The organism is Agrobacterium sp. CG674 (genome assembly GCF_053521645.1).
This window is the reverse complement of sequence record NZ_JBNWDZ010000006.1, coordinates 1-24,380: the sequence shown is the minus strand read 5'-3', so window position 1 is coordinate 24,380 and position 24,380 is coordinate 1. Positions and strand designations below refer to the sequence as shown.

Annotated in this window: 27 protein-coding genes and 1 pseudogene; 6 read left to right on the top strand and 22 right to left on the bottom strand. The window is 56.5% G+C overall.

Annotation, left to right across the window (positions count from 1 at the left end; translation table 11 throughout):
- Positions 1–138: 138 nt before the first annotated feature.
- From ACQZ51_RS16560 to ACQZ51_RS16540, 5 genes are all read right to left on the bottom strand, one after another.
- Entirely contained in the window at positions 139–258 is a 120-nt protein-coding gene (locus ACQZ51_RS16560) for a DUF2474 family protein (RefSeq protein ID WP_448778843.1), read from the bottom strand.
- Entirely contained in the window at positions 258–1,262 is a 1,005-nt protein-coding gene (cydB, locus tag ACQZ51_RS16555) for a cytochrome d ubiquinol oxidase subunit II (protein WP_448778841.1), read from the bottom strand. Before cydB ends, ACQZ51_RS16560 begins: the two co-directional genes overlap by 1 nt.
- Positions 1,252–2,664 (bottom strand): cytochrome ubiquinol oxidase subunit I, encoded by a 1,413-nt coding sequence (locus ACQZ51_RS16550; RefSeq protein WP_448778840.1) that lies wholly within the window; start codon positions 2,662–2,664, stop codon positions 1,252–1,254. Before ACQZ51_RS16550 ends, cydB begins: the two co-directional genes overlap by 11 nt.
- A 329-nt stretch (positions 2,665–2,993) precedes the next feature.
- Entirely contained in the window at positions 2,994–3,602 is a 609-nt protein-coding gene (locus ACQZ51_RS16545; RefSeq protein WP_448778839.1) for a J domain-containing protein, read from the bottom strand.
- Positions 3,603–3,887: 285 nt separating this feature from the next.
- Positions 3,888–4,520, bottom strand: coding sequence for a hypothetical protein (locus ACQZ51_RS16540; protein WP_448779213.1), 633 nt, complete (start codon positions 4,518–4,520; stop codon positions 3,888–3,890).
- Positions 4,521–4,744: 224 nt separating this feature from the next.
- Here ACQZ51_RS16540 and ACQZ51_RS16535 point away from each other — a divergent pair, with 224 nt between their 5' ends.
- Positions 4,745–5,101: a cupin domain-containing protein gene (locus ACQZ51_RS16535; protein WP_448778836.1), complete on the top strand. Its 357-nt coding sequence runs from the start codon at positions 4,745–4,747 to the stop codon at positions 5,099–5,101.
- On the opposite strand, the gene ACQZ51_RS16530 is transcribed toward ACQZ51_RS16535, so the two are convergent.
- Positions 5,098–5,994, bottom strand: a complete 897-nt coding sequence (locus tag ACQZ51_RS16530) for an AraC family transcriptional regulator (RefSeq protein WP_448778834.1) — start codon at positions 5,992–5,994, stop codon at positions 5,098–5,100. The two genes, ACQZ51_RS16535 and ACQZ51_RS16530, sit on opposite strands and share 4 nt — an antisense overlap.
- On the opposite strand from ACQZ51_RS16530, the gene ACQZ51_RS16525 reads away from it, so the two are divergent.
- Positions 5,993–6,400 (top strand): DUF2000 family protein, encoded by a 408-nt coding sequence (locus ACQZ51_RS16525; RefSeq protein ID WP_448778833.1) that lies wholly within the window; start codon positions 5,993–5,995, stop codon positions 6,398–6,400. The genes ACQZ51_RS16530 and ACQZ51_RS16525 overlap by 2 nt on opposite strands.
- 264 nt (positions 6,401–6,664) lie before the next feature.
- On the top strand, positions 6,665–6,832 hold the full coding sequence (locus ACQZ51_RS16520) for a hypothetical protein (RefSeq protein WP_448778831.1): 168 nt from the start codon (positions 6,665–6,667) through the stop codon (positions 6,830–6,832).
- Between the two features lie 342 nt (positions 6,833–7,174).
- Here ACQZ51_RS16520 and ACQZ51_RS16515 read toward each other — a convergent pair whose 3' ends face one another.
- The 15 genes from ACQZ51_RS16515 to ACQZ51_RS16445 all read right to left on the bottom strand — a co-directional run bounded on the left by ACQZ51_RS16515 (position 7,175) and on the right by ACQZ51_RS16445 (position 21,062).
- Positions 7,175–7,999 (bottom strand): alpha/beta hydrolase, encoded by an 825-nt coding sequence (locus ACQZ51_RS16515; RefSeq protein WP_448778829.1) that lies wholly within the window; start codon positions 7,997–7,999, stop codon positions 7,175–7,177.
- Between the two features lie 13 nt (positions 8,000–8,012).
- Positions 8,013–8,795: an SDR family NAD(P)-dependent oxidoreductase gene (locus tag ACQZ51_RS16510; RefSeq protein ID WP_448778828.1), complete on the bottom strand. Its 783-nt coding sequence runs from the start codon at positions 8,793–8,795 to the stop codon at positions 8,013–8,015.
- Positions 8,796–8,797: 2 nt separating this feature from the next.
- Positions 8,798–9,646: a fumarylacetoacetate hydrolase family protein gene (locus tag ACQZ51_RS16505; protein WP_448778827.1), complete on the bottom strand. Its 849-nt coding sequence runs from the start codon at positions 9,644–9,646 to the stop codon at positions 8,798–8,800.
- On the bottom strand, positions 9,643–10,071 hold the full coding sequence (locus ACQZ51_RS16500; RefSeq protein ID WP_448778825.1) for a cupin domain-containing protein: 429 nt from the start codon (positions 10,069–10,071) through the stop codon (positions 9,643–9,645). The genes ACQZ51_RS16505 and ACQZ51_RS16500 overlap by 4 nt, the downstream gene beginning before the upstream one ends.
- Before the next feature lie 27 nt (positions 10,072–10,098).
- Complete coding sequence (locus ACQZ51_RS16495; RefSeq protein ID WP_448779211.1) at positions 10,099–10,494, bottom strand: RidA family protein; 396 nt, start codon at positions 10,492–10,494, stop codon at positions 10,099–10,101.
- Positions 10,487–10,906, bottom strand: a complete 420-nt coding sequence (locus ACQZ51_RS16490; RefSeq protein ID WP_448778824.1) for an acyl-CoA thioesterase — start codon at positions 10,904–10,906, stop codon at positions 10,487–10,489. The genes ACQZ51_RS16495 and ACQZ51_RS16490 overlap by 8 nt, the downstream gene beginning before the upstream one ends.
- Before the next feature lie 22 nt (positions 10,907–10,928).
- Positions 10,929–11,714: an SDR family NAD(P)-dependent oxidoreductase gene (locus tag ACQZ51_RS16485; RefSeq protein ID WP_448778822.1), complete on the bottom strand. Its 786-nt coding sequence runs from the start codon at positions 11,712–11,714 to the stop codon at positions 10,929–10,931.
- A 7-nt stretch (positions 11,715–11,721) separates the two neighbouring features.
- Complete coding sequence (locus ACQZ51_RS16480) at positions 11,722–14,034, bottom strand: bifunctional salicylyl-CoA 5-hydroxylase/oxidoreductase (protein ID WP_448778820.1); 2,313 nt, start codon at positions 14,032–14,034, stop codon at positions 11,722–11,724.
- Positions 14,035–14,299: 265 nt separating this feature from the next.
- Positions 14,300–14,815: a MarR family winged helix-turn-helix transcriptional regulator gene (locus tag ACQZ51_RS16475; RefSeq protein WP_448778818.1), complete on the bottom strand. Its 516-nt coding sequence runs from the start codon at positions 14,813–14,815 to the stop codon at positions 14,300–14,302.
- A gap of 3 nt (positions 14,816–14,818) precedes the next feature.
- Complete coding sequence (locus tag ACQZ51_RS16470; RefSeq protein WP_448778816.1) at positions 14,819–15,502, bottom strand: ABC transporter ATP-binding protein; 684 nt, start codon at positions 15,500–15,502, stop codon at positions 14,819–14,821.
- Positions 15,502–16,251, bottom strand: coding sequence for an ABC transporter ATP-binding protein (locus ACQZ51_RS16465; protein ID WP_448778814.1), 750 nt, complete (start codon positions 16,249–16,251; stop codon positions 15,502–15,504). Before ACQZ51_RS16465 ends, ACQZ51_RS16470 begins: the two co-directional genes overlap by 1 nt.
- Positions 16,244–17,230, bottom strand: a complete 987-nt coding sequence (locus tag ACQZ51_RS16460; RefSeq protein WP_448778812.1) for a branched-chain amino acid ABC transporter permease — start codon at positions 17,228–17,230, stop codon at positions 16,244–16,246. Before ACQZ51_RS16460 ends, ACQZ51_RS16465 begins: the two co-directional genes overlap by 8 nt.
- Positions 17,223–18,146 (bottom strand): branched-chain amino acid ABC transporter permease, encoded by a 924-nt coding sequence (locus ACQZ51_RS16455; RefSeq protein ID WP_448778810.1) that lies wholly within the window; start codon positions 18,144–18,146, stop codon positions 17,223–17,225. Before ACQZ51_RS16455 ends, ACQZ51_RS16460 begins: the two co-directional genes overlap by 8 nt.
- 9 nt (positions 18,147–18,155) lie before the next feature.
- Positions 18,156–19,292: an ABC transporter substrate-binding protein gene (locus ACQZ51_RS16450; protein ID WP_448778808.1), complete on the bottom strand. Its 1,137-nt coding sequence runs from the start codon at positions 19,290–19,292 to the stop codon at positions 18,156–18,158.
- 144 nt (positions 19,293–19,436) lie between these two features.
- A complete protein-coding gene (locus ACQZ51_RS16445) occupies positions 19,437–21,062 on the bottom strand; it encodes an AMP-binding protein (protein WP_448778806.1) in 1,626 nt (541 codons plus the stop codon).
- A gap of 256 nt (positions 21,063–21,318) precedes the next feature.
- Here ACQZ51_RS16445 and ACQZ51_RS16440 point away from each other — a divergent pair.
- Positions 21,319–21,533, top strand: a pseudogene (locus tag ACQZ51_RS16440) (spermidine/putrescine ABC transporter substrate-binding protein PotF); the annotation flags it as partial.
- A 75-nt stretch (positions 21,534–21,608) separates the two neighbouring features.
- On the opposite strand, the gene ACQZ51_RS16435 reads toward ACQZ51_RS16440, so the two are convergent.
- The gene (locus ACQZ51_RS16435) at positions 21,609–22,514 is read right to left on the bottom strand and encodes a LysR substrate-binding domain-containing protein (protein WP_448779209.1); all 906 of its coding nucleotides are present in this window, start codon (positions 22,512–22,514) and stop codon (positions 21,609–21,611) included.
- Positions 22,515–22,679: 165 nt separating this feature from the next.
- Between ACQZ51_RS16435 and ACQZ51_RS16430 the strand changes: the two genes are divergently transcribed.
- Both ACQZ51_RS16430 and ACQZ51_RS16425 read left to right on the top strand, forming a co-directional pair.
- On the top strand, positions 22,680–23,459 hold the full coding sequence (locus tag ACQZ51_RS16430; protein WP_448778804.1) for an SDR family oxidoreductase: 780 nt from the start codon (positions 22,680–22,682) through the stop codon (positions 23,457–23,459).
- A gap of 99 nt (positions 23,460–23,558) precedes the next feature.
- Complete coding sequence (locus ACQZ51_RS16425) at positions 23,559–23,888, top strand: nuclear transport factor 2 family protein (protein ID WP_448778802.1); 330 nt, start codon at positions 23,559–23,561, stop codon at positions 23,886–23,888.
- Positions 23,889–24,380 lie beyond the last annotated feature (492 nt).

Below are 24,380 nucleotides of genomic sequence, written 5' to 3'. Positions count from 1 at the left end.
GACGCTAGGGGAAATGAATAAAAAACTGCTTAAGTCGGGCGAAGTCATTTGAAACGTTGGCGTGTCGATTGCGCGGGTTGGCGGAGTTTGATTGTCGCGCTCGTGGTCGAGAATGCAACTCCGCCGAAGGTGTCGGCACTACGGGCTCGATCCCAAAATCATCAGGCGGATTGCATATGCGACAACCGAAAGAGCAAGCACGCTCGCAATCCAGATGCCGACGAACCACAACAACCGCCTGGAGAGAGGCTGCTGCATCAGTGATATCCTTCCTCTGGATCAATTTTGCCGCGAAAGACCCAATAGGCGTAACCTGTATAGGCAAGGATGATCGGGATGAGCACGCTTGCACCCACGAGCAGGAATGCCAGAGAGCTTTCCGGCGCCGCCGCTTCCCAGATCGTCAGCGCGCCGGGCACGATATAGGGATAAAAGCTGATCCCAAGACCTGCAAAACAGATGACGAAAATGCCAAGGGCGGCCAGAAATGGCTGAAGATGCTTGTCACGCGCCAATCCATTCCAGAGAGCGGCAGCGCAGAGCAAGACCAGCAGCGGCACAAAGGCTGAGAACAACGCCGTGGGCCAAACGAACCAACGCTCGAAATAAACGCGGTCGATAAAGGGCGTCCAGAGGCTGACAACGCCGATGATCGCAAGCGTTGCCACAGCAGCCACCTTGGAAATTGTGCGCGCTTTTGCCTGCAACTCGCCCACTGTCTTCAGGTTGAGCCATGTCGCGCCGAGCAATGCATAGCCGATGACCACAGCCAGACCTGTTGTAATACTGAAAGGTGTCAGCCAGTCCCACCACCCGCCGGAATAGGCGCGGTTGGTGATCTGGATGCCTTGAACCAGCGCGCCGAGAGCGATGCCCTGCATCATGGCAGCAATGGTAGAGCCTATGCAAAAGCCCCAATCCCACCAGATGCTGCCACGTGTTGTGCGCCAGCGGAACTCGAAGGCGACACCACGGAAAATCAGCCCCAGCAACATGAGGATGATCGGCATGTAAAGGGCAGGCAATACCGTTGCATAGGCAACGGGAAAGACCGCCATCAACCCGCCGCCGCCCAACACCAGCCACGTTTCGTTTCCATCCCAGACCGGGGCGATGGAATTTGTCATGACGTCCCGGTCATGCCTCTTGCGGAAAAACGGGAACAGGATGCCGATGCCGAGATCGAAACCATCGAGGATGACATAGGCCAGCACCGCAAATGCGATGATGGCAGCCCAGATAAATGCAAGATCAAACATCATGATGCCCTCCTGAAAGGCTCTGCGCCGGACCGGGTGTTATCCCGGCCGTACGGGTCGGGGCGTGATCCAATTCGTGATCCTCATCCAGCACAGGTGTGCGTCGCATCAGTCGCAGCAGATAAAATACGCCTGCACCGAACACCAGGAAATAGACGATAATGAATGCAAGGAGCGATGCGCCAACGGCCGGTGCATCGATGGGCGACAAGCTGTCGGATGTCCGCAACAGGCCGTAGACCGTGTATGGTTGGCGACCCACCTCTGTGGTGTACCAGCCCGCCAGCACGGCGATGAAGCCTGATGGACCCATGAGAAGGGAGGCTCTGTGAAGCAGGCGATTGTCATAAAGACAGTCTTTCCACCGCGCCCAGAGCGACCAGAGGCCAACAAGCAGCATCAGCATTCCAAGCCCAACCATGACCCGGAAGGTGATGAAGGGGATCAGTGCCTTGGGGCGATCGTTTTTATTCCACTCTTTCAACCCCTTGATCTCGCCGTCCAGCGAATGGGTGAGGATCAATGAGCCAAGCTTTGGTATCTCGAGCGCGTATTTGGTGACTTCGGCCTCGTCATCGGGAATTCCGAAGAGAATGAGCGGCGCACCACTGTGGGTGTCGTAATGTCCTTCCATCGCAGCGATTTTCGCTGGCTGATGTTCCAGTGTGTTGATGCCGTGCAGATCGCCCACGAATATCTGGATGGGGGTGACGAGAGCTGCCATCCACATGGCCATGGAAAACATAACACGCGCCTGCCGGTTGCTCTTGTCTCGCAAGAGGTGATAGGCGCCGACAGCGCCAACCCCGAAGGCCGTCGTCAAAAAGGCGGCCAGCACGGTGTGAACGAGGCGATAAGGAAAGGACGGGTTGAAGATGATCTTCCACCAGTCGGCGGGCATAAATTGTCCGTTTTCACCAATGGTAAAACCCTGAGGCGTCTGCATCCAGCTGTTGGCCGACAATATCCACGTTGCTGATATGAGAGTGCCGACGGCCACCATGCCGACGGCGAACATGTGAAGGCGATCGCCAACACGTTTGCGCCCAAACAAAGCGATACCCAGAAATCCGGCCTCAAGAAAGAAAGCGGTTAGAACTTCATAGCCCATGAGCGGCCCGATGACCGGCCCGACCTTGTCGGAAAACACGGCCCAGTTGGTACCGAACTGGTAGCTCATGACGATACCGGAAACGACGCCCATGCCAAAGGTGATGGCAAATATGGGTTTCCAAAACTCGAATAGTTTCAAGTAAACGGGATCGCGCTTCCACAGCCAGAGCGCATTGAGAACGGCGAGGTAACTGGCGGTGCCAATTGAGAAGGCCGGGAAGATGAAGTGGAATGAAACTGTAAACGCAAACTGTATGCGCGCCAGAAGCTCCGCGCTGAAACCATCAAACAATTTGACCTCCATCAAGGAATGATCTTGATTTCCGTTTTACTCCTGTTTGTGCCGGTAACCCCATGCCAAATTACCGCGTGCCAAAACATCACACGTGGCGTTCTGACGCTCCTGTCATGGATCTACGATCAGCGAGGAAGTTCACCGAACTCGATGCGGGTGAGGAGCGTCGACGTGATGGTGTTATGGTGAGGGGCTTGTCGGTCGGAAAAGATCGTCAGCGCTGCCAATCTCGAAACGTCTTGAGCGGACTGTTTACCTGAAGCCCAGACTATCAGCGCGGGTTTAAAGTCAGCCGGAAAAGCCGCCAGCGGTTTGGCGGCTCACCTTCAACAGAAACCGTTCAGCTTGAGGATTTTGTGCGCATCAATCGAGGCGCGGAGCTTGTCTTCGGAATTGCGATCGCCGTCATTTGCGTCTGGATGGTGCATCTTGAGACACTGCTTATAGCGTGCCCTGATTTCCTCCGGCGTTGCATCTTCCGGCAGCCCAAGCGTCTCGAAGGCCTTGGCTTCAAGCACCTTGAGTTTGCGCCGCTGCAAATCCGCAGTCTGCGCCTGGCGCAAGGCAGCGCTTTTGCGGGCGTTCATGGCCTTTGCAGAACCGGACCGCTCCGTGCGGGGGAGTGGAATTTCGGTAGCTTTGGGCGCGCCAACACCAGCCGTTTGGCGGCTGCCCTCTGCCGCTTCACGCTGATAGCGCGCAGTGACGGGGTCGGAGAGGTTTGGCGAGAAATTATAACCCTTGTTATATTCCCGTACATGCTCGGTACAAAACAGCAGGTATAGGCCTTCACCATCGCGCCCAACGGGTGCACGCAGCGTGCCACCCTTGTCGCAACCATCCCACTGGCATTTCGGCCCATTGGGTTCGCTTTGCGGAACAGGTTTTTTGCGGGGCGACCGCAGCCCTACGAATATCTTTGAATCAGATGACATGCGCTCCTTATAGGTAGTCATCTTCTCGGCGGCAAGGATACAACAGAGCCTCTTACAGACAATAATAGCAACGCAGATTTGGCACGACCTTTTCTGTGAACTGCGCCGCCCAAACACCGTTGGTTTTTCGCTACTGGGCGGCGGACTTCTTTCCTGCCGTATGCCAGTCTTTGTCATGGGATCGACGGTGCCAAGAGGTTCATCGCGCGGAAGGATTTCGGCTGGCCTACAAGTGCGCGTGCAATGCCCGTACGTTTCGCCATGCGGCCCGGCAGGTGCCGCTTTTCAACGAAGCAATCCGTCGACGTCGAACTCGTCCCAGCCGCCCAGCTTCGAGACGGCGTCTTTGGAGCTGTCCTCTGACGTTGCAGGACGTTTAGCAGCTTTCTTTTTAAGCGAACGGGTCAGCTTCGCCTGATAGGCAGCCCGCTGCCGTTTTTCTGCTTTCGCCTCTGCATCCTCAACCCGCCACTCTTCTACGGCACCACGGTCGAGAAGGTCTTCCACCACCTTAGGGTCGAAGACATGGAATGTAATCTGGCGGGCGCGTCCGTTCAGTCTGACGGTGCGCGTGCCAGCGCTTGGCAGACGACCATCGGCAAGCCACCGATGCCGCTCGCTGGTCTTGATGGTCAGGATGTCCTCGATTTCGCGCGGGATGACAGGCATTGCAACGGCCTCCATCACAACCCTCGCAGCAACGGCTGCAGCTGCGTTGAAGGCAGTCTTTTCAGCCGCTGCCATCGCCAGTGTCAGATCGACGCCTTCCAGCGATATCGATTTTTTCAAGCTGGAGGGCAGCCTTGCCTGTATTTCCTGAAGAATGCCCTTTGCACGAACAGCCGACCCCATTGTTACGGCGGCCGGCAAGGTCCATGTCCTGATCAGTTCTATCCCATTTTTTTCACGCTTCGGCATGCCGCACAGATGGTGATTTAGCGCTCTCAAGTCAACGTGCCGGTTGGGCTGCTGTCAACGTGCATCCTTGCGATGATGATGGCGCGATCCGGGTAGGGCTCAATCGACCATTGCACGATCGTTCAATACCCGGCGCGATGCCTTGTGTAGCGGTTGTGCTGACGGGCCTTCACCAAAACTTTCCTTCTTCGCGGCCGCAGTGAAACACAAAACAGGATACTCAAATGAAAGCCATCAATCTTCACGAGAAACTCGGTCTGTTTTCAACACATTGGGACCCGCATGTGGTTGCAGACTACAATGAAAACGACGTGATGGTCGTCCGTTTCAAGGGCGAATACCCGTTCCACAAGCATGATACGACGGATGATTTCTTCCTCGTGTTGGAGGGAGAGATGGAACTCGACATCGAGGGGGAGCCGTCTCGAACCGTAAAGGCTGGCGAAATGATCGTCGTTCCCAAGGGCGTTGTTCACCGCCCGCGGGCTAAGAACGAGGTAAAGGTTCTTCTGATCGAGCCGAAGGGCGAGCCAAACTCAGGCGATTCCGAACGGGCGCCAGCGCTCAAGCCCCGCCTCTAGGACCGGCTTGCCACGCGCATGGCCAGCCAACGCCCCGGCGTCATGCCGAAGGTTTTGCGGAAGTGGCGGGTAAAGTGGGCTTGGTCAGCAAAGCCTGCCTCTGCCGCTGACTGAGCCAAACCTTTTCCATTTGCCATAGACCCTTTCGCTAGTTCGAGCTTGCGCATGATGAGGTACCGATGCGGGCTGGTTCCCAGCAACTGCCGGAACTGCCGGGCCAGCTCGTAACGATCCAGTCCACAGACCGTCTCCAGCTCTTCGGAGCGTATGGTTTCGCTCCGGTGGCCTTCAATGAAGTCACGGGCACGCAGCACAGCAGACCGCGCCGACTTGGCGATTGTCTTGGGTGGCGCACCTGCGTGACGCGAAAGGCCCGATGAGAGCCGCATCACGACATCGTCCATGATCAGGTCGCTGGGTTCTTCGCTCAGATCGGCAAGAATCTCTGCCAGTGCCTGCCAGAGGCCGCTATCGGCAACAACAGGGTTGGCAACGAATGGAAGGGCGTGGCGGTAGCCATCGACGGCGCCAATGACGTCGGGCGGCAAATAGATCATGCGATAGATCAACCCATCCTCGGTACCTGCTGCACCATCATGTAGCTCATCGGGATGCAGCACGATCACGTTTCCGGGGCTGCTGAAACGCTCGGTGCCGCGATAGCGGAAGGTCTGTACGCCGTGGAGTGTCAGCCCTAACGCGTAGGTGTCGTGGCGATGGGGCGAAAATGCATTGCCATGAAACCGCGCTTCGATCCGCTCTACACCATGTGAGGGCGCGGCGACACGCATACCGTCAGCAAATGCGACTTTGCACGAACGTTCAAGACCGCCCCCATTGCTCGGAGCTAGGTCTTCCTGGCCCTCAATACCCTGAATGGAGTTCAACCGCATGTTTGACACCAAGATTGCAATCGTTATCCGCGATGACCTCGCAACGTGGCAGAAGCTGAACGTCACCGCTTTCCTGACAAGCGGCATCGTCGCGCAGACACCAGCCATCATCGGCGAACCATATCGGGATGCAGTTGGTAATGTCTACAATCCCATGACGATCCAGCCAATCGTGGTCCTGGCAGCAGATCAGGATACGCTACGCACTGTTCATAAGCGGTCGCTTGACCGTCAGGTTACAGCCTCGGCTTATATCGAGGAGATGTTTTCAACAGGGCACGACGCCGCCAACAGGGAGGTGTTCGCCAAGTTCGGCCCAGACCATTCGAAACTGGTAGGACTGGCACTGAGAGCCGAAAAGAAGGTCGTCGACAAAATCGTAAAGGGCGCAAAAATGCATCCCTGACATCGGTATGACCGGTAGGCGCTATCAGGACGATACGGCAAGATTGTTGATGCCGTCTTTCTCTCAGTTTCCTCTGAGACGACAGGCCGAAAGTGTAAACCACTTCTGGTAGAGCCGGCTGGTATTGGGCCAGCTTTTGGGTTCGCCGCGGGCAAACCATCAGATTAGAGACGCAGCCGACATCATTTTATTTTATAAATTCGTAGGCTAAGCGGAACCTAAATCGACAGTTATAGTTTCGGATGCGGGAACAGGGATATTTCAATGACAGAGCAATCGCATCAACTGTCGCGTTATCTGAGCGACGGCATGATCAGGCAGGCCATCAGGCAAAGTCGAGTCAAGGATTTGCCGTGCAATGACGATGGAATGAGCAGACTTCTGGAAACTTTACTGGCCGCAGAGCGCAGCGAAAAGAAGCGCCGCCCCTGACCTCTGTGCATGCAAGAATGCGTCGTTGACCTTAAGGGCCGTCAAAGGAAATGACCAAAGTACTGACCGCACGCCTGTCGTCCCTTGGCCGTTCTCATGATATGGTACGTGCCAGTCCCGGCATCCAAGGTCGGGCCACGCTGTTGGGTAATCTGCCTTCCTCCCTTAAGTCCGCGGACCAACGTTAGATGTTGGCCAACGCAACGAATATGCGCATCCGATGAGTAAACCCGCGGCCGGCGGCCGGCCGTTCAACGCAGCGGGGAGGGGCATCGTCGCTTCTCCAAATTGACACTGTGCTATACCACGGAGCAGCACCCATTGCTGCCTAACCAGCTAAACTCAACTAAAAAGCGCATGCGTTAGCGGGTGGTGGGAATCGGTCAGTCCATCGATGACATTAAAATGGTGCCGATCCGGTTCTACTACCACTTCAGTTTCCGCCCCGAGGCCGAGCCAGATATTTGCCAGAAGTGCATTTTGCCGAAGGAATTCGGACGTTTCACGTTCCCCTGCCCAGCAGACAAGGCGTGTATCGTGCAAAGGCTCGAGAAGCGCGGGGCTCTCGCGGGCAGCCTCTGCTGCATCGATGGCAAGAGTCGTATTGCGCTTTGTCCAGATCATCGGTCTTAGATCATGGATACCAGAGATCGACACAGTCTTTTCAATGCGGTTAGAAATGACAGGTGCCAAAGGCGTGGTGGTGGTGATCATCCTTGTAACCAGATGTCCGCCTGCCGAGTGGCCGACAAGACGGATAGGTCCCTGCACGCGTTCGGCTGCCGCTGAAACGGCTTTGCCGATGGCGCGGGTTATGTCGGCAATTCTCGCCTGCGGCGCCAACGTATAGCTCGGCACGGCAAAAGCGTAGTTGTGTGCGAGAGGACCGGCCGACAGATGAGACCAAAAACTCTTATCAAGGTTCATCCAGAACCCGCCGTGTACGAAAATGACAAGTCCATCCGGTTTTGCGTCGGGCAGAAAAAGGTCGAAGCGTTCTCGCTCGGCTTCACCGTAGGCAAGATCCAGTTGAGCTCGGCCCGCCGAGGCCAAATGCTCACGCGCCTGTTGCGCCGGCTCGATCCAAACGCTTGGCCAGTCCTCTGACTTGGGTATATTGGCCGCGTTATCGTATACCCAGGTCCAGTCCTTCACTTTGTAGCGCATTGTCTTGTCCCCCTCAGGTTTCAAAAATGCCAGTCTCAGTCGCTACCCGGCGATATGCAGAGCCGGCCGTAAAGCCTCCATCAATGACGAAGTCCTCGCCGGTGATGAAGCTGGATGCGTCGGAGGCCAGAAACAGCACGAGTTCGGCAATCTCCTCCGGTTTTCCGCTGCGCTTCATCGGAGTCATCTCGATCATCGGCTTCAAATGCGGGCTGCTGGCGTTGAGGCCGGTGACGACGAGGCCAGGGCAGACGGCATTGACGCGTATGTTCTTCGAAACCAGCTCCATAGCCGCACTGCGGGTCAGACCACGCAGGCCCCACTTGCTGGCGGTATATGCCGGGTCGTAATGGCCGGAAAAGCCGCTATTGGAGGAAATGTTGATGATGGAGCCGCCACCGCTTCCCGCCATGCATTCGGTTACCGCCTGAATGCCGAGGAATGCGCCCGTCAGGTTCACCTTCAGCACGCGTTCCCATGCTTCCAGACCAGTTGTGGCAACTGTCGAACGATTGATGATACCCGCATTATTCACAAGAATGTCGATGCGGCCTTTCCACTCTGTAGCGAGAGCAACCACGCCCGCCCAGCTTGCGGGATCGGTCACATCCAGATGGACGAAGCGGGCTTCGAACCCGTCATCCTGCAAGCTCTGAGCCAAGGTGCGGCCTTCGTCTGCCAGAACATCGGCAATGATAACGGCAGCGCCCTTGGACGCGAACAGCCGTGCCTCGGCTTCGCCCTGTCCGCGCGCGCCGCCGGTAACGATGGCCAGACGGCCTTTGAGATCGCTCATGGTTATGCCCTCGCGCCTATGGTCGTCTGACGCTGTTCGCCCAGACCTTCGATACCCAGTGTCATGACTTGACCCACTTGGAGGAAGACCGGCGTTGGCCTGATACCCATGCCAACGCCCGGCGGTGTGCCGGTTGCGATCACATCACCCGGCATCAGCGTCATGAACTGGCTGATGTAACTCACAAGATGCGCCACACCGAAAATCATGGTGGAGGTGTTGCCGGTCTGGCGGCGCTGACCATCGACATCAAGCCAGAGCGACAGGTTCTGCGGATCTGCAACCTCGTCTCGCGTGACAAGCCAGGGACCAATCGGCCCGAACGTATCGTGGCTCTTGCCCTTGGTCCATTGCCCGCCGCGCTCCGACTGGAAGGCACGCTCGGAGACGTCGTTGACCACGCAGTAGCCAGCGACATGCGCCAGCGCGTCGGCCTCGCTGACATGTTTGGCGCGTTTGCCAATCACCACGCCAAGCTCGACCTCCCAGTCGGTCTTGGTGGAAGTGCGGGGAATCTCGACATCGTCATTGGGGCCGACAACGGCGGTCGTTGCCTTCATGAAGAGGATCGGCTCGGGCGGCGGCTCTTTACCGGTCTCTTTGGCATGGTCGGCATAATTCAGGCCGACGCAGATGAACTTGCCGACATTGCCGACACAGGCGCCGATACGTTCAGCTGAGACAACCGGCAGGCTTATCGGATCTACCCTACGAATGCGGTCAAGAGCCTCGTCCCCCAGCGTCTCACCGGCGATATCACCAACGATGCCGGATAGATCGCGTAACGTCCCGTCTTCAGCCAGAAGTGCGGGCTTTTCAGCGCCGAGCGCCCCAAGTCTCAATAGTTTCATTCTGCTCTCCTAAAGCCGACCAGAACGCTGTCATCGACATCGGGCAGATTGACCACGATGTTGTCGGGCGTGCGGGTCGTCAGCCAGACCAGTTCTTCAGTGGTGGACATGTTGACCTCGATATGCGGCCAGTGGGGCGGGACGAAGATGAAGTCACCCTCTTCCATGTCGAGATATTCCTGCCAGTTGTCACCAAAATAGATGCGAGCCTTGCCCTTCAGCACATATCCGCCGGTCTCGGCCTCTCCGTGATGGTGAGGGTAGGAGCGATAGCCCGGATCATTGGAAACTTTGCCGAACCAGATTTTGGTGGCGGGCGTATGCTGCGGGCTAACGCCTGAAATGCGAACGCAACCGCCGGACTGTCCGGTTCCTGTATCTTCCTGCCCCTTGCGCGTAATCACGGGCATGACTTTGCTGGTCATAAATGTCTCCTCCTCTTTCACGTTAAATCAGTCCGGCACGACAGCGAGCGACTGGATTTCGATCTTGGCGCGATCCTCCATCAGCGCGACCACCTGTACGGCGGCCATGGGCGGAAAATGGCGCCCTATGATCTCGCGGTAGACCGCGCCGATTTCTCGCATGCGGGATTTGTAGGCTTCACGATCGGTGAAATACCATGTCATCTGAATGATGTGTTCAGGCTTGGCCTTGGCAGCGTCCAACACGCTGACGATGTTCAAAAGCGTCTGGCGGACCTGATCGACAAAGTCATCGGAATGGAACTGGCAGTGGGCATCCCAGCCGATCTGACCGCCGACCTGAACGATGCGTCCGCGGGCACTGATGCCGTTCGAATAACCGATGGGCTTTGCCCATCCATCCGGTTGGATGATTTCATGCATCATGTCTTGGCTCCAGATAACGTGTCAGGCCTGCGCGAATATCGTCGGGCCAGGGGTGGGATTTATGGTCTGTAAGGGATGTCATCACGATGCGCTGGCGCACAGTCCAGATGATGTCGCCGCGCACCGTGACGATAGTTTCCAGATCGAGCGAGGCGCGACCGATGGAGCGCACATGCACGGCGAAATCGAGCACATCGCCGTAGACCGCGGGCTTCTTGAATTCTAGGTTCATGGTCACGGTCGGCAAGCCCAGCTTGCGATCGAACATGATTTCTTTCCATGTTACGCCAAAGGAGGCGAACATCGCTTCGTTGACGTCGACCAGCATGGATAGATAGGCTGGATGGTAGGCGATTCCGGTCAGGTCGCAATCGCCAAAACGCATTGGTTTTGATAGTGTAAAGGGCATGTGTTTTTCTCGCTTTTCTTGCTCAGCCAACCATGACTTCGCCGCCGGCAACCGCAATGGCCTGTCCGGTGATGGAGCCCGCACCTGGCGAGGCCAGCCACAACACGGTGTCGGCCACTTCCTGCGGCCGGATCAGGCGTGCCTGCGGGTTAGACTTGGTGAATTCAGCCAAAGCCTCATCGCGGCTGCGACCGGTCTTTTCCATGATTGTATCCAGCGAACGCTGGATGATTGGGGTGTCGGTAAAACCGGGGCATACGGCGTTGACGGTCACGCCCTTTTTCGCCAGTTCCAGCGCGAGCGCCCGCGTCATGCCGATGACGCCATGCTTGGCGGCGCAGTAAGCAGAGACATAGGCATAACCCGTCAACCCCGCCGTCGATGCGATGTTGACGATGCGGGCACCGGCACCATGCGCCTTGAGATCGGCAAGTGCGGCCTGTGTCACGTTGAACACGCCGGTGAGATCGACTGAGATCACGTGGCTCCACATATCGAGCGTGGTCTTCTCGAACGACGCACTCGGTGCTTCACCAGCATTATTGACCAGAATGGTGATAGACCCGAATGTCTTTCGTGCTGCTTCCAGTCCTTTGGCAATCGCGTCCGGCTGGGTGACGTCGAAGCCGTCAAGCACCAGGCAGTTGCCACCAATGGTAGCGGCCACATCTTCCAGCGGCTGGCGGCGGCGACCGGCAAGCGTAACCTTGGCCCCGGCCTTTGCCAACGTCGTGGCAATGGCCGCGCCGATTCCGCTTCCGGCTCCGGTCACCACCGCGTGGTGGCCTTCGAGGGGCTGCGTTACCATGGCAGCCTCACTTTATCGCCGCCGCGCGGTCGAGATTGGCTTCGAATTGCGCTTTGGCAGACATGTATTGCTTCGGCCACACCATGGATTTCAGACCAATCTTGGCGGCCTCGTGGAGAGCCCAAGACGGATCGGCAAGATGCGGACGGGCGACGGCGCACAGATCGGCACGGCCCGCCGAGATGATCGAATTAGCGTGGTCGGCTTCCGAAATCGCACCGACGGCGATGGTCGGAATGCCGATTTCGTTGCGAATCTTGTCCGAGAACGGCGTCTGGAACAGGCGGCCATAAACAGGCTTTTCTTCCTTGGACACCTGACCCGATGAGCAATCTATGAGATCAGCGCCTGCATCCTTGAACATCTGGGCATAGATGGCCGCATCCTCCGGCGTGTTACCGCCCTCGGCCCAGTCATGGCAGGATAAACGGACCGAGATAGGCTTGTTTTCAGGCCACTGTTCACGAACAGCCGCAAACACCTCTAGCGGATAGCGCGCCATGTTTTCGTGGCTGCCACCGTATTCGTCTGTCCGCAAATTCGTGAGTGGAGACAAGAAGCTGGATAGCAGATAGCCGTGAGCGCAATGCAGTTCCAGCCAGTCGGCGCCGGTTTCAGCCGCTCGCCTGGTGGCGGCAACGAAATCAGCCTTGACGCGAACCATATCGGTCCGGTCCATTGCCTTGGGCAAGACGCTGTGCTTCAGATAAGGCAATGCTGACGCCGAGAACAAGGGCCACGCACCCTCTTCAAGTGGCTGATCTATGCCTTCCCAAGCGAGCTTCGTGGCACCCTTGCGTCCGGCATGGCCTAACTGAATGCCAACCTTCGCAGCGCTGTTGGCGTGGGCAAAATCCACGAACCGTTTCCAGCCCACGATCTGTTCGTCGTTCCATAGCCCCAGGCAGCCGGGGGTGATGCGGGCATCGGGTGATACGCAGGTCATTTCGGCGAAGACGAGACCTGCTCCACCCATGGCGCGCGCGCCCAGATGGACCATGTGGAAATCACCCAGCATACCATCGGTCGCGGAATACATCGCCATGGGTGACACAACGATACGGTTGGCAAGCTTGGTACCGCGCAGTGTATAGGGCGTGAACATCGGCGGAACGCAGCGCTCATTATCCTTCACCTGAAGGCCCGATTGCTGGGCAAACCAGTGTTCGTAGCCTTCCAGCCAATCCTTGTCGCGCAGGCGTAGGTTTTCGTGGCTGATGCGCTGGGAGCGGGTCAGCATGGAATACATGAACTGTTCTGGCGGCAGTGTATCGGCATAACGCTGGCCCACCACCTCGAACCATTCCATGGCGTTGCGCGCCGCATTCTGGATGCGGGCAACATCGACGCGGCGAATGTCCTCATAGGTCTTGAGAACATCGAGAATGCTCTCCTTGCCGTGACCGGCCTTGTTAAACTGGTTGGCAAGCTCGATAGCATCGTCAATCGCAAGCTTGGTGCCGGAACCAATGGCGAAATGGGCGGTGTGGGCGGCGTCGCCCATCAAAACGACATGGGAATTGCCGTTGAAATGGCTCCATTTGCCACAGATCAAACGGGTGAAATTGAGCCAAGCACTACCACGCATATGGCGCGCATTGGTCATGAGTTCCGAACCATCAAGGGTTTCGGCAAAAAGGTCCTGGCAGAAATCGACGGATTGCTGCTGGTCCATCTGACCCAGACCATGGGCCTGATAGGCATCTTCCGTCGTCTCGACGATGAAAGTCGAGGTGTTCTCGTCGAACTTGTAGATATGCGCCTGAAACCAGCCATGGTCCGTTTTGCGAAAATCGAAAGTGAAGGCATCGAACAGCTTGTTGGTGCCAAGCCAGATATAACGGTTTGGCCGCACCACCATATCCGGTTGGAATATCTCTGTGTATTTGTTGCGTATTTTCGAGTTCAAGCCATCCGATACGATCAAGAGGTCAGCGTCGGGGTATTGCAGATCGCTCTCGACTTCGGTCTCGAATGTCAGCTCTACCCCAAGCGCTTCGCAGCGCGATTGCAAAATATTGAGCAGCTTCTTGCGGCCAATACCAACAAAACCGTGGCCTGTCGTGCGCTGGCGCGTTCCTTTGAACAGCACCTCGATATCATCCCAGTGATTAAACGCCTGCTGGATCTCGTCAGCGCTTTCCTTATCCCAAACCTGCATGGATGCCATTGTCTGGTCTGAAAAAACGACGCCCCAACCGAATGTGTCATAGGGACGATTGCGCTCCACGACGGTGACGTGATGTTCGGGATGAAGCTTCTTCATCAAAAGAGCGAAATACAGCCCTGCAGGGCCTCCGCCGACACAAACGATACGCATTGTCGTTCCCTCCACTTTAGGGGCGTAATCGCCGCCACGAATTTATTTTAAGATTAAAATATTAAGGCCGGAGAATTTGTCAACTGGTAAAACGTCAGAGCTTACTTTGCGTTAGCCGATCATACGGGAGTGTCTTGGTGTCTGGTGTTTCGGGGAGAAATACAGATCAATTCTGAGCGAGCCAAAACAGGCCGCTTCCTGCGGAACGCAATGCGTCCTCGCAGATCTCATGTCTCCGCCGGGTTCTTCAGAATGGGCGTGCCTGCTACTCGAAGGCGCTGCCCGAAAGATGATTGCTGGCGGATGCCTTCACAGCACCGATCTCAGCCCATAAGGAAGAGATCATCGCTTCATCGACATCGGCCATGATATCGCGCAGCCAGCCTTCGTGGGCAGCGGCCATGGCAATAAAAAGGTCGTTTCCGGCCGGTGTTAGCTTGGCGACAGTGACGCGTCGATCGCCGTCCGGCGTGACTCGCTGCACGAAACCATCAGTCTCGAGTCTCTCTACTAGACCAGTCACGTTGCCATTGGTGACCATGGTGCGTTTGGAGAGCTCTCCCAAGCGCAAACCATCCTTTTCCCGATATAATTGTGCCATCAGGTCGAATTGTGGAAGCGTGGCACTGAACTCCGAGCGAAGACGGCGGCGGATTTCGTTGGTTATGAGCTTGGTGGTGGACAGCATGCGCAGCCACAGGCGGGTCTCCGGCTTGTTGCGACCATTTGGGCCATGCACGATCATTTCGAGATCGGCGCTTGCTACCGCTTCTGCTTCCATTGCCTATACCCCGAGATATCGATCCTGCAGGTCAGACGTGAGTTCGCCTGGCACCCCAGACCATGCACTGCGGCCATTTTCTAGAATGACGCAGCGATCCGCAACCGGCAAAAGCTCTGATAGCGTCTTGTCCACCACTAGGATCGACAATCCATCGGCTTTCAGCAGCTTGATCGCCTTCCAGATGTCCTGGCGTATAACAGGGGCAAGGCCTTCGGTCGCCTCGTCGAGAATCAGCAGGCGCGGGTTGGTCATTAGCGCGCGACCGATAGCCAGCATCTGCTGCTCCCCTCCCGACAAGGATTTGGCCATCTGGGTGTGGCGTTCCTGCAGCCGAGGGAAGAGCTCGTTGACACGTTCCAGTGTCCATCTGCCGGGACGGGCAGCCGCGACAAGGTTTTCATAAACCGTCAGGTTCGGGAAACAGCGGCGGCCTTCCGGCACCAGACCAATACCGAGCCTGGCCACACGATGCGACGCCAGACTGTCGGTTGACGTGCCATCGAAAATGACACGACCTGTCTTGGCCGGCATGAGGTTGCAGATTGACTTGATCGTCGTTGATTTCCCCATTCCATTACGGCCCATTAAAGCGACGACCTCGCCCTCCGCCATCTGGAATGCGACGCCAAACAGCGCCTGACTGCTACCGTAGTAGGTGGTGATATCCTGAACATCCAGCAGCATCAGGGGTGATCTCCTAGATAAGCGGTGCGTACTGTGGGATCGCGACGGATCTCTTCAACTGTCCCAGTTGCGATGACCCGGCCATAGACCAGCACCGAGATACGGTCAGCGAGTGCGAAGACGGCATCCATATCGTGCTCGACGAGCAGGATAGGAGCTTCCTGGCGCAACGTATCTAGAAATCGGGTCAGCGATTTCGAGCCTTCAGGCCCCATGCCCGCCATCGGCTCGTCCAGCAGGAATGCCTTCGAACCCAACGCAAGCGCCATGGCGATTTCAAGCTGTCTGCGTTCGCCATGGGAGAGTTCTGCGGACGGAATGCGCGCACGTGCGCTTAGCCCGACGCGATCCAGCATTGCCATCGCCGCGTCTATCAACGTCTTGTCCGCCATGACTGGCTTAAAGAAGCGGAAGCTGGAACCCTGCCGGGCCTGGACCGCCAGCATGACATTGCGCAGAGCCGAAAACTCTGGAGCAAGCGACGAGACCTGAAAGGTACGCCCGAGGCCGATACGGGCGCGTTCTGCTACACCAAGGCTGCTAATATCGTGACCGGCAAAGCGGATTGAGCCGCTATCCTGTCTGAGGGTGCCGCAGATCTGGTGGATCAGTGTCGATTTCCCCGCGCCATTCGGTCCGATTAGCGCATGAATCTCGCCTGGGCGGAGATCGATCGTAACACCGTCGGTCGCTCTGAGCGCACCAAAGTTCTTGACGAGGTTCGAAATTTCGAGGACGGGCTCAACCATGTCTGGCCTTTCCGGCAAGAAGCCCGAGCAATCCCCCACGGGCAAACAGCACGACGCCGAGGAGGATCAGTCCGAGGAAGAACTGCCAGCGCTCTGTGAGGCCGCCCAGCGCATATTCGAAGACGACGTAAAGTGCAGCACCAGCAAGTGGGCCGAACAATCTGCCCGTACCGCCGAGAATGATCAGCACGATCAGTTCCCCTGACATATGCCAGGACAACATGGACGGGCTGACGAAGCGGTTCAGATCGGCAAACAACGCGCCGGCCAGCCCGGTGATCATTGCGGAGATTGCAAAACCGGTAAGACGGATACGGTATGGATTGATGCCGACCGTTGCGACGCGCACGTCATTCTGTCGCGCAGATTGCAAGGCAGCGCCAAACCGCGAAGCGCGGATCAGTGCAAATAGCCCGATCACGGCCAGCAGCATCACATAACAGATCAGGAAATAGTTCAGCGGTCGCATGGTCATGACGCCAGGCAGCTGATTACGGACTGTCATCGAAAGCCCATCTTCACCGCCATAGGCTGGCCAGGAGATAGCGAAATAATAGACCATCTGCGCGAATGCGAGCGTAATCATGATAAAATAAACGCCTGATGTGCGCAGGCTTATTGCGCCGATCGCCAGGCCGACCAGCCCCGCGACCGCGACCGCGACGATCCAGACGATCCACATCTGGTTGGTGCCCGAAAGGCCGAACAGGAGTGGGTCGCCAGAGAAACTATGGCTTGCGAGAATCCCCGCCGCATAACCACCGATGCCGAAGAAGGCAGCATGGCCGAAAGAGATCAGGCCGCCCAGGCCAAGTGCCAGATTGAGACCCGTTGCCGCCAGCGCCAGTATGGCTATACGGGTTGCGAGGGTGATGTAGAAGGGCTGGCCAAACGCATTTGCCGCAAACGGTACGGCGAGCAGCAAGGAGGCCAGAATGAGATTGATGAGGTTTTCGCGATTTAGGATCATGTCACGCATGCGCCGCCGGAAAGAGGCCACGTGGCTTTACGGCAAGGATGAACGCCATCACCACGTAGATCAGCATCGACGCGGCTGCGGCGCCAATCATGCCCGCCTGAGCAGGTTCTACGAAGAGCGCCATCAGCTTGGGAAGCAAGAAACGACCCATCGTATCGACAACGCCGACCAATAATGCACCCAAAAGCGCACCTTTGATCGAGCCTATACCACCGATGACGATGACAACGAAGGCGAGGATAAGGACCGGTTCGCCCATTCCGACCTGAACCGATTGTAAAGCGCCCACCATGGCACCGGCCAAACCCGCAAGCGCTGCACCAAGAGCGAAAACGACGGTGTAGAGCGAACGGATATCGACACCGAGCGCGCCGATCATCTCACGATCGCTCTCTCCTGCACGGATACGCATGCCAAGACGAGTCTTTGAGATCAACATATAAAGACCGAAGGCAACAGCGGCACCGGCTGCGATGACCGCAAGGCGATAGAGCGGATATTGCGCACCACCGGGCAGGCTGACGGCACCCTGCAGAAGAGGCGGGATATCGAGATAAAGCGGGAAGGAACCGAAGATCCAGCGCGTTCCTTCGGAAAATATCAGGATCAGCGCGAATGTGGCGAGCACCTGATCGAGGTGATCGCTGCCATAAAGTCTGCGGATCACGATGAACTCAATGATTGCGCCCGCCGCAGCGGCGCAGACCAAGCTGGCTATCAAACCGATCCAGAATGAGCCGGTCCACGCCGCAACGGTGGCGCATGCGAATGCACCAACCATGTAGAGTGAGCCGTGAGCAAGGTTGATCAACCCCATGACGCCGAAGATCAGCGTCAGCCCGGCAGCCATGAGAAACAACATGACGCCGAGCTGGAGGCCATTGAGCAACTGCTCGAGAGCAAGTGCGATGGTCATGTGCTACCCTTAGATCTTGCAGTCTTTAGCGTAAGCATCGCCATGATCGGTGAAGATTTTTTCGACCGTCTTATTGGTAAGAACGCCATCAAGCTTCACCACTTCCGTGAGGTAGATGTCCTGGATGGGATGCTGGTTGGTGTTGAACTTGAACTTTCCGCGCGGCGACTGGATGTCGGCCTTCTTGAGTTCGGCACCGAATGCCTTGGCATCCTTGACGCTCGCCTTGGAGGCTGCCGACAGGATGAGCTGAGCCGCATCATAGGCCTGGACGGCATAGATCGACGGAAGACGGTTATATTCCTTCTTGAAATCAGTCACGAACTTCTTGTTGGCCGGGTTGTCCAAATCCTGCACCCATTGCCCGGATGCCTTCGCGCCGAGAGCGGCATCGCCGATTGCCGGCAGAACATCCTGACTGAAGGAAAAACCCGGGCCCATGACCGGTATCTTGACGCCAGACTGGGCGAACTGCTTCATGAACGCGATGCCCATGCCGCCCGGCAGGAAGGTGAAGATGCCATCGGCGCCGGATGCGCGCATCTGAGCGATTTCAGCCGCATAGTCAGTCTGGCCAACTTGCGTGTAGACTTCTGCTGCCAGTTCGCCTTTGTAATAACGCTTGAAACCGGTCAGAGCATCCTTGCCGGCCGGATAGTTCGGCGCCAGGATGAACATCTTCTTGTAGCCCTTGTTAGCGTATTCGCCCATGGCTTCATGAAGATTATCATTCTGGTAGGCAGCATTGAAATAGAGCGCATTGCAGTTTTTGCCAGCAAGTGCTGCCGGGGCTGCGTTGGTTGAAACGTAAAACTTGCCTTGCGCTACTGCACCCGGAACGACAGCCATCAAAAGGTTCGACCAGACGATGCCAGTCAGCACGTCGACCTCGTCGCTTTGAATCATCTTGTCGGCAATCTGCACAGCCAGTTCAGGCTTCTGCGCATCGTCCTCTGTAACGACGGTGATCTCCTTATTGCCGGAATTCTTGATCGCCAGCATGAAGCCGTCGCGAGTATCGATTCCGAGGCCGGCGCCTCCACCAGAAAGCGTGGTGATCAGGCCGATCTTGAGCGGCTCGGCAACAGCCAGGCCAGATGTGCCGATGCTTAGCGCCATGGTGGCTGCAGCAAGTATTTTCTTCATGTGATTGAATCCCCGTTTATTGTTGTGTAGTTCCCAGATTCCAGCGGTGGACGAGATTTCCACCGAAGGTCTTATTACCTTCCACATTTGCGTCGAAGTTTTTATCTCAAATGCGTGCCAAAGTCCGCCTTTTGTGCAGTATGGTTACGCTGACAAATTCTGCTTCAGCCTGAAGCGCTGGATTTTGCCAGATTCCGTCTTCGGAAGACCTTCGGTGAAGATAATCGAGCGCGGATATTTGTAAGGTGCAATCACTGCTTTGACGTGATCTTGCAGGGTCTTGACCATCAGTTCGCTAGGCTCCGTCCCTTTGGCTAGCACGACATGTGCCTCAACGATCGTTCCGCGTGCCTCATCCGATGCGCCGATCACTGCGCATTCGAGCACCGCCTCGTGTTTGAGCAACGCTGCTTCCACTTCCGGACCTGCAATGTTGTAGCCAGCCGAAACGATCATGTCATCTGAGCGTGCGGCAAAGTGGAAATAGCCCTCTTCATCCTGAATGAAGCTGTCGCCGGTCAAATTCCAGCCGTTGCGTACGTAGTCCTTCTGTCGGTCGTCGGCGAGATAGCGGCAGCCGATCGGGCCCTTAACCGCCAAGCGGCCCACCGTTCCTCGCGGCACTTCGTTCATGTCCTCATCGACAATAATCGCCTCATAACCCGTCAGCGGCTTTCCGGTGCAGGAAGGCTTGGTGTCCCCGATGCGGTTGGAGATGAAGATATGAAGCATCTCGGTGGCGCCGATACCGTCGATGATCGGCTTGCCGGTCTTGCGGACCCATTCCTCGAATACAGGGCCAGGCAATGTTTCACCGGCAGACACCGCAATGCGCAGCGAGGAGAGATCAGCACCACCATCCATCGCAGCCATCATTGCCCGGTAAGCCGTAGGCGCAGTGCAACTGATGGTCGCCTTGTAGGTTTCGATGATTTCGATCATCTTCGCCGGGGTCGCGCTTTCTAGCAACGTTGCCGCCGCGCCGAAACGCAGTGGGAAGATGGCCAGGCCGCCTAGTCCGAAGGTGAAGGCGAGCGGCGGCGATCCGACGAAGACGTCATCCGGCTTCACATCAAGCACTTCCTTGGCAAATGTGTCGGCGATGATTAGCAGATCGCGATGGAAATGCATCGTGGCTTTCGGAATACCTGTCGATCCGGATGTGAAACCGAGCAATGCCACATCGTCTCGGCCGGTCTTGACGGCTTGATAGAGTACAGATTTGCCGAGCGCGATGCGATCCAGTTCCGCGTCGTGATTGGCCGTACCGTCAAAACCGACCACCAGAGTCGGATATTTGCTATCCTTGGCTGCGGTGACCATTTCTTCCATCAACCGGGTATCGCACAGGCAAAGCTGGATTTCGGCCTTTTCGATGGTCTTGATCAACTCGCCAGCGCGCAGCATCGGCATAGTGTTCACGACGATCAGGCCGGCCTTGGTTGCGGCCAACCAGCAGGCGACCATGGCCGGATTGTTCGCGGAGCGGATCAGCACACGATTGCCGGGCCTCAGACCATAATCCTCGGTCAGTGCCAGCGCGATCCGGTTGGTCCAGTCGGACAGTTCTTTATAGGTCCGGCGCCGACCGTTGCCAATCAGGGCGGTATTGTCTCCAAAGCCGCGCTCGACCATACGGTCGGTCAGTTCAACACCAGCGTTAAGCCACTCCGGATAATCGAAGCCTTCCAGCTTGATTTCCGGCCATTGGTCAGCCGGCGGCAGATTATCGCGCGCAAATGTATCTTGATGGCCTGTCGGTCCGAGCATTTTTAGTTCCCATTTTTATCTCGTGGCTTTGTGCCTTTCATGCAGAATTGCACCGCAAAGTTCAGCTTGCAAGAGAGAAACTTGAAGTTTGTAATATTTTTGCAAAAGCGGCTTGTGGAGCGATTTTAGGTGTCGCGAGCGGTTCGTTCATGGTCCCCCGCTTCCTAGGTTATGAATCAAACTAGGAGCGACCAGTCGCTCCGGGTTATTTTGAGTTCTAGGGTAAGGGTAAGGCTTTGGCGTACGCGATCATCAATACCAGATGAAGCCTGAAGTCATTGCCAAGGCCTCCAACTGAGTCAGAGACGCCAATGGAAATCTCGCATCGCAAACGTTCGTGGATAAGGATGTCCGTGAGCCTTCGTTTATCCGCGGGATGCTGTGCTTTACAAGCTCTTCACGATCTCACTTTATGATCAGAAGCAGCAGAGAGTTCTAAACAGGCTTTGGACGGGCTTGTTTCGCTCCTAAGAGCTGACGTCAGCGTCAAATATTGTCGGAAACGTGCGGCGCATCGATCATCGTGTGGTGAGATGCGCCGCGGCTCTACCTGGCTTGAGCCGCAGCATGAACCCGGGCCAATGCCAGAAATGCCTTCACGCCCGCCGACAGGTTGCGGCGTCCGGGATAGTAGAGGCAAAGTCCTGGGAAGGGTGGTGTCCAGTCATTCAGGATGCGTACGAGGCGACCTTCTTCAATGTCGGCCAGAACGCTTTGCTCCATAAAGAAACCGATGCCTGTGTCCTCCAGGACCGCCACTCTAGCAAGGCTTGCTTCATCCAGGATGATTTGCCCGCGAACATCGATTTGTGCCGTCTCTCCGTCCTTCTCGAAACGCCATCTGAAGACTGCCCCATCTGGCAATCGTACGCGAATACATTGATGATTGAGAAGATCTGGCGGCACTAAAGGGATGCCGTTCTTTTCGAGATATCCGGGTGACGCAACAACGGCATATCGCTGCTGGCGTCCCAGGGCGACTGTAATCATATCGGTGGGGACGAGGCCCGCAACGCGGACGCCGATGTCGAAACCGTCAGCCACGATATCAACCAGTCTACCCTCGGTCACAATATCAACGACCATGTCAGGGTAGCGGCGAAGAAAATCCAGAACGAGCGGTGAAATGATCTCTCGCGCTGCGAAAGGTGCTGCGTTGATCCGTATCGTGCCAGACGGCGTGTCGCGCTCTGACCGGACCGCTTCAAGCGCGCCTTGAATGTCCTGGAGGGCAGGGCCAACCTGTTCCACAAAGAGCCGCCCGGCGCCTGTCAGAGATACACTGCGGGTCGTTCGATTGAAAAGGCGGACACCAAGATTGCCTTCCAACTTACTAATGGCAAGGCTAAGCGCAGTCGTTGACATGTTGAGATCAATGGCTGCCGCACGAAACGTTCCTTTCCGTGCGATTGCGATGACCGCATTGAGTTCCGTCAATCCCGCCTTTTCCATTGTCCCGACTTTCGTCATTCCTCATCCCGCTTTGTCCCACTTATTATTATAATTGTCGAATGCTAAGTCTCCTCATGAAGATAACAACAGCGAGGAGACAGACATGTCGAGCCACAATACGCGAAGCCTGGACCCGATCGACGGCGCTACAGAGAGGGCATTCTGATGGACAATTTTCTCAATCTGAAAGACAAGCGCGTTCTCATCACTGCGGGCACGAAAGGAACTGGCAGAGCCACTGTCGATCTGTTTCGTGATCTGGGAGCTCAGGTCATGGCGACGGCACGTTCTAGACCGGAAGGCTTCCCGGAGGACCACTTCTTTGCATGCGATCTGACGACTGCCGATGGCGCTTTGGCTGTATCAAATGCGGTTCGAGAGCGCTTGGGAGGGGTCGACGCCATCGTGCACATGTTAGGTGGCTCGTCGTCCCCCGCTGGAGGCTTTGCGGCACAGGGTGATGACCATTGGGATGCCGAGATGAATCTGAACCTGTTTCCGGCCGTCCGCCTCGATAGGGAGCTCGTGCCCGACATGGTTGCTCAGGGTAGTGGCGTTGTCATCCACGTTACCTCTATTCAGCGGGTCCTTCCTCTGCCGGAATCAACGACCGCCTATGCGGCAGCGAAAGCTGCTCTTTCCACCTACAGCAAGTCGTTGTCCAAGGAGGTCTCGCCCAAAGGTGTACGCGTGGTGCGCGTCTCTCCGGGCTGGATCGAGACACAAGCGTCCGTTCGCTTGGTTGAGCGTTTGGCCGAGCAGGCCGGTGGCGATTACGAAGCCGGCAGGAAGATCATCATGGACGGACTTGGCGGTATTCCACTTGGGCGGCCTTCAAAACCGGAAGAAGTCGCGAACCTGATCGCCTTCCTCGCGTCTGACCGTGCCGCATCGATAACTGGCACCGAATACATCATCGACGGTGGAACTGTGCCGACGGTTTGAGCACCACCTGCCAGAGCTCACAGACCAGCTGAATGCGCATGTGGTCCACCTCGCAGAACCATCCCTCGACATCCAATGAAGTCAATAAGGAGACTGACTATGACTATCGCACTGCCAAAGGCAATCGCATCCTATTTTGAAGCAGACAAGAATGGCGACACCGACGGCGTTTCCAAGTGCTTCGTCGAGACCGCATTCGTGAAGGACGAAGGCAAAACCCATCTGGGCCGGGACGAAATTCGTCACTGGAAAAGCAGTTCGTCAAAGCAGTACGAATATACTGTCGAGCCGTTCAAAATCGCAACGGAGGGCAACCGGACAGTGGTGACAAGCCATTTGACCGGCAATTTTCCTGGCAGCCCGGTCGACCTGCGCTACTTTTTCGTTCTCGATGGCGACTTGATCCAGGAGCTGGAAATCAAGCCATAGCGCAAAGGAATAGAGATCAGCACGGAAGACTCGACACTGGCTCACCTCCGGAGGGTGACATTCATCCTCCGGGTATCCATTCAATCGGCGTCTCTCTGTGTCCACAATCTCACGAGACTGGGTGAAGCGAAGGAGGCGCAATGGCCTGCAAATCGGAGGGATTTGTGGGGCCGAAACTATCCACACCGCGGAAAACCGAAAATACCCCTTTCTAACCAATCACTTAGTGTTTTTCTGTATTTTCTGTCGCGGGTGCTGTTGACTATATCAGGGGTGTAGTTCTATAACCCGCTCACTGACGAGGGCGGCGGCGCCGCTAGCGACGATGTCCTTCGTTCTAGAGAAAACCTGGAATTGACCGAGAGGTTTGGTTCTGATGATTGAGACTTTCGAGTTTTGGTTTGATGGTTTTGACACGAATGTGTGTCTGTTTTTTGACAATTGAATATGGAAGAAAGAGAAACGTGGGCGGCGAGGCTTGCGGGACGGGTA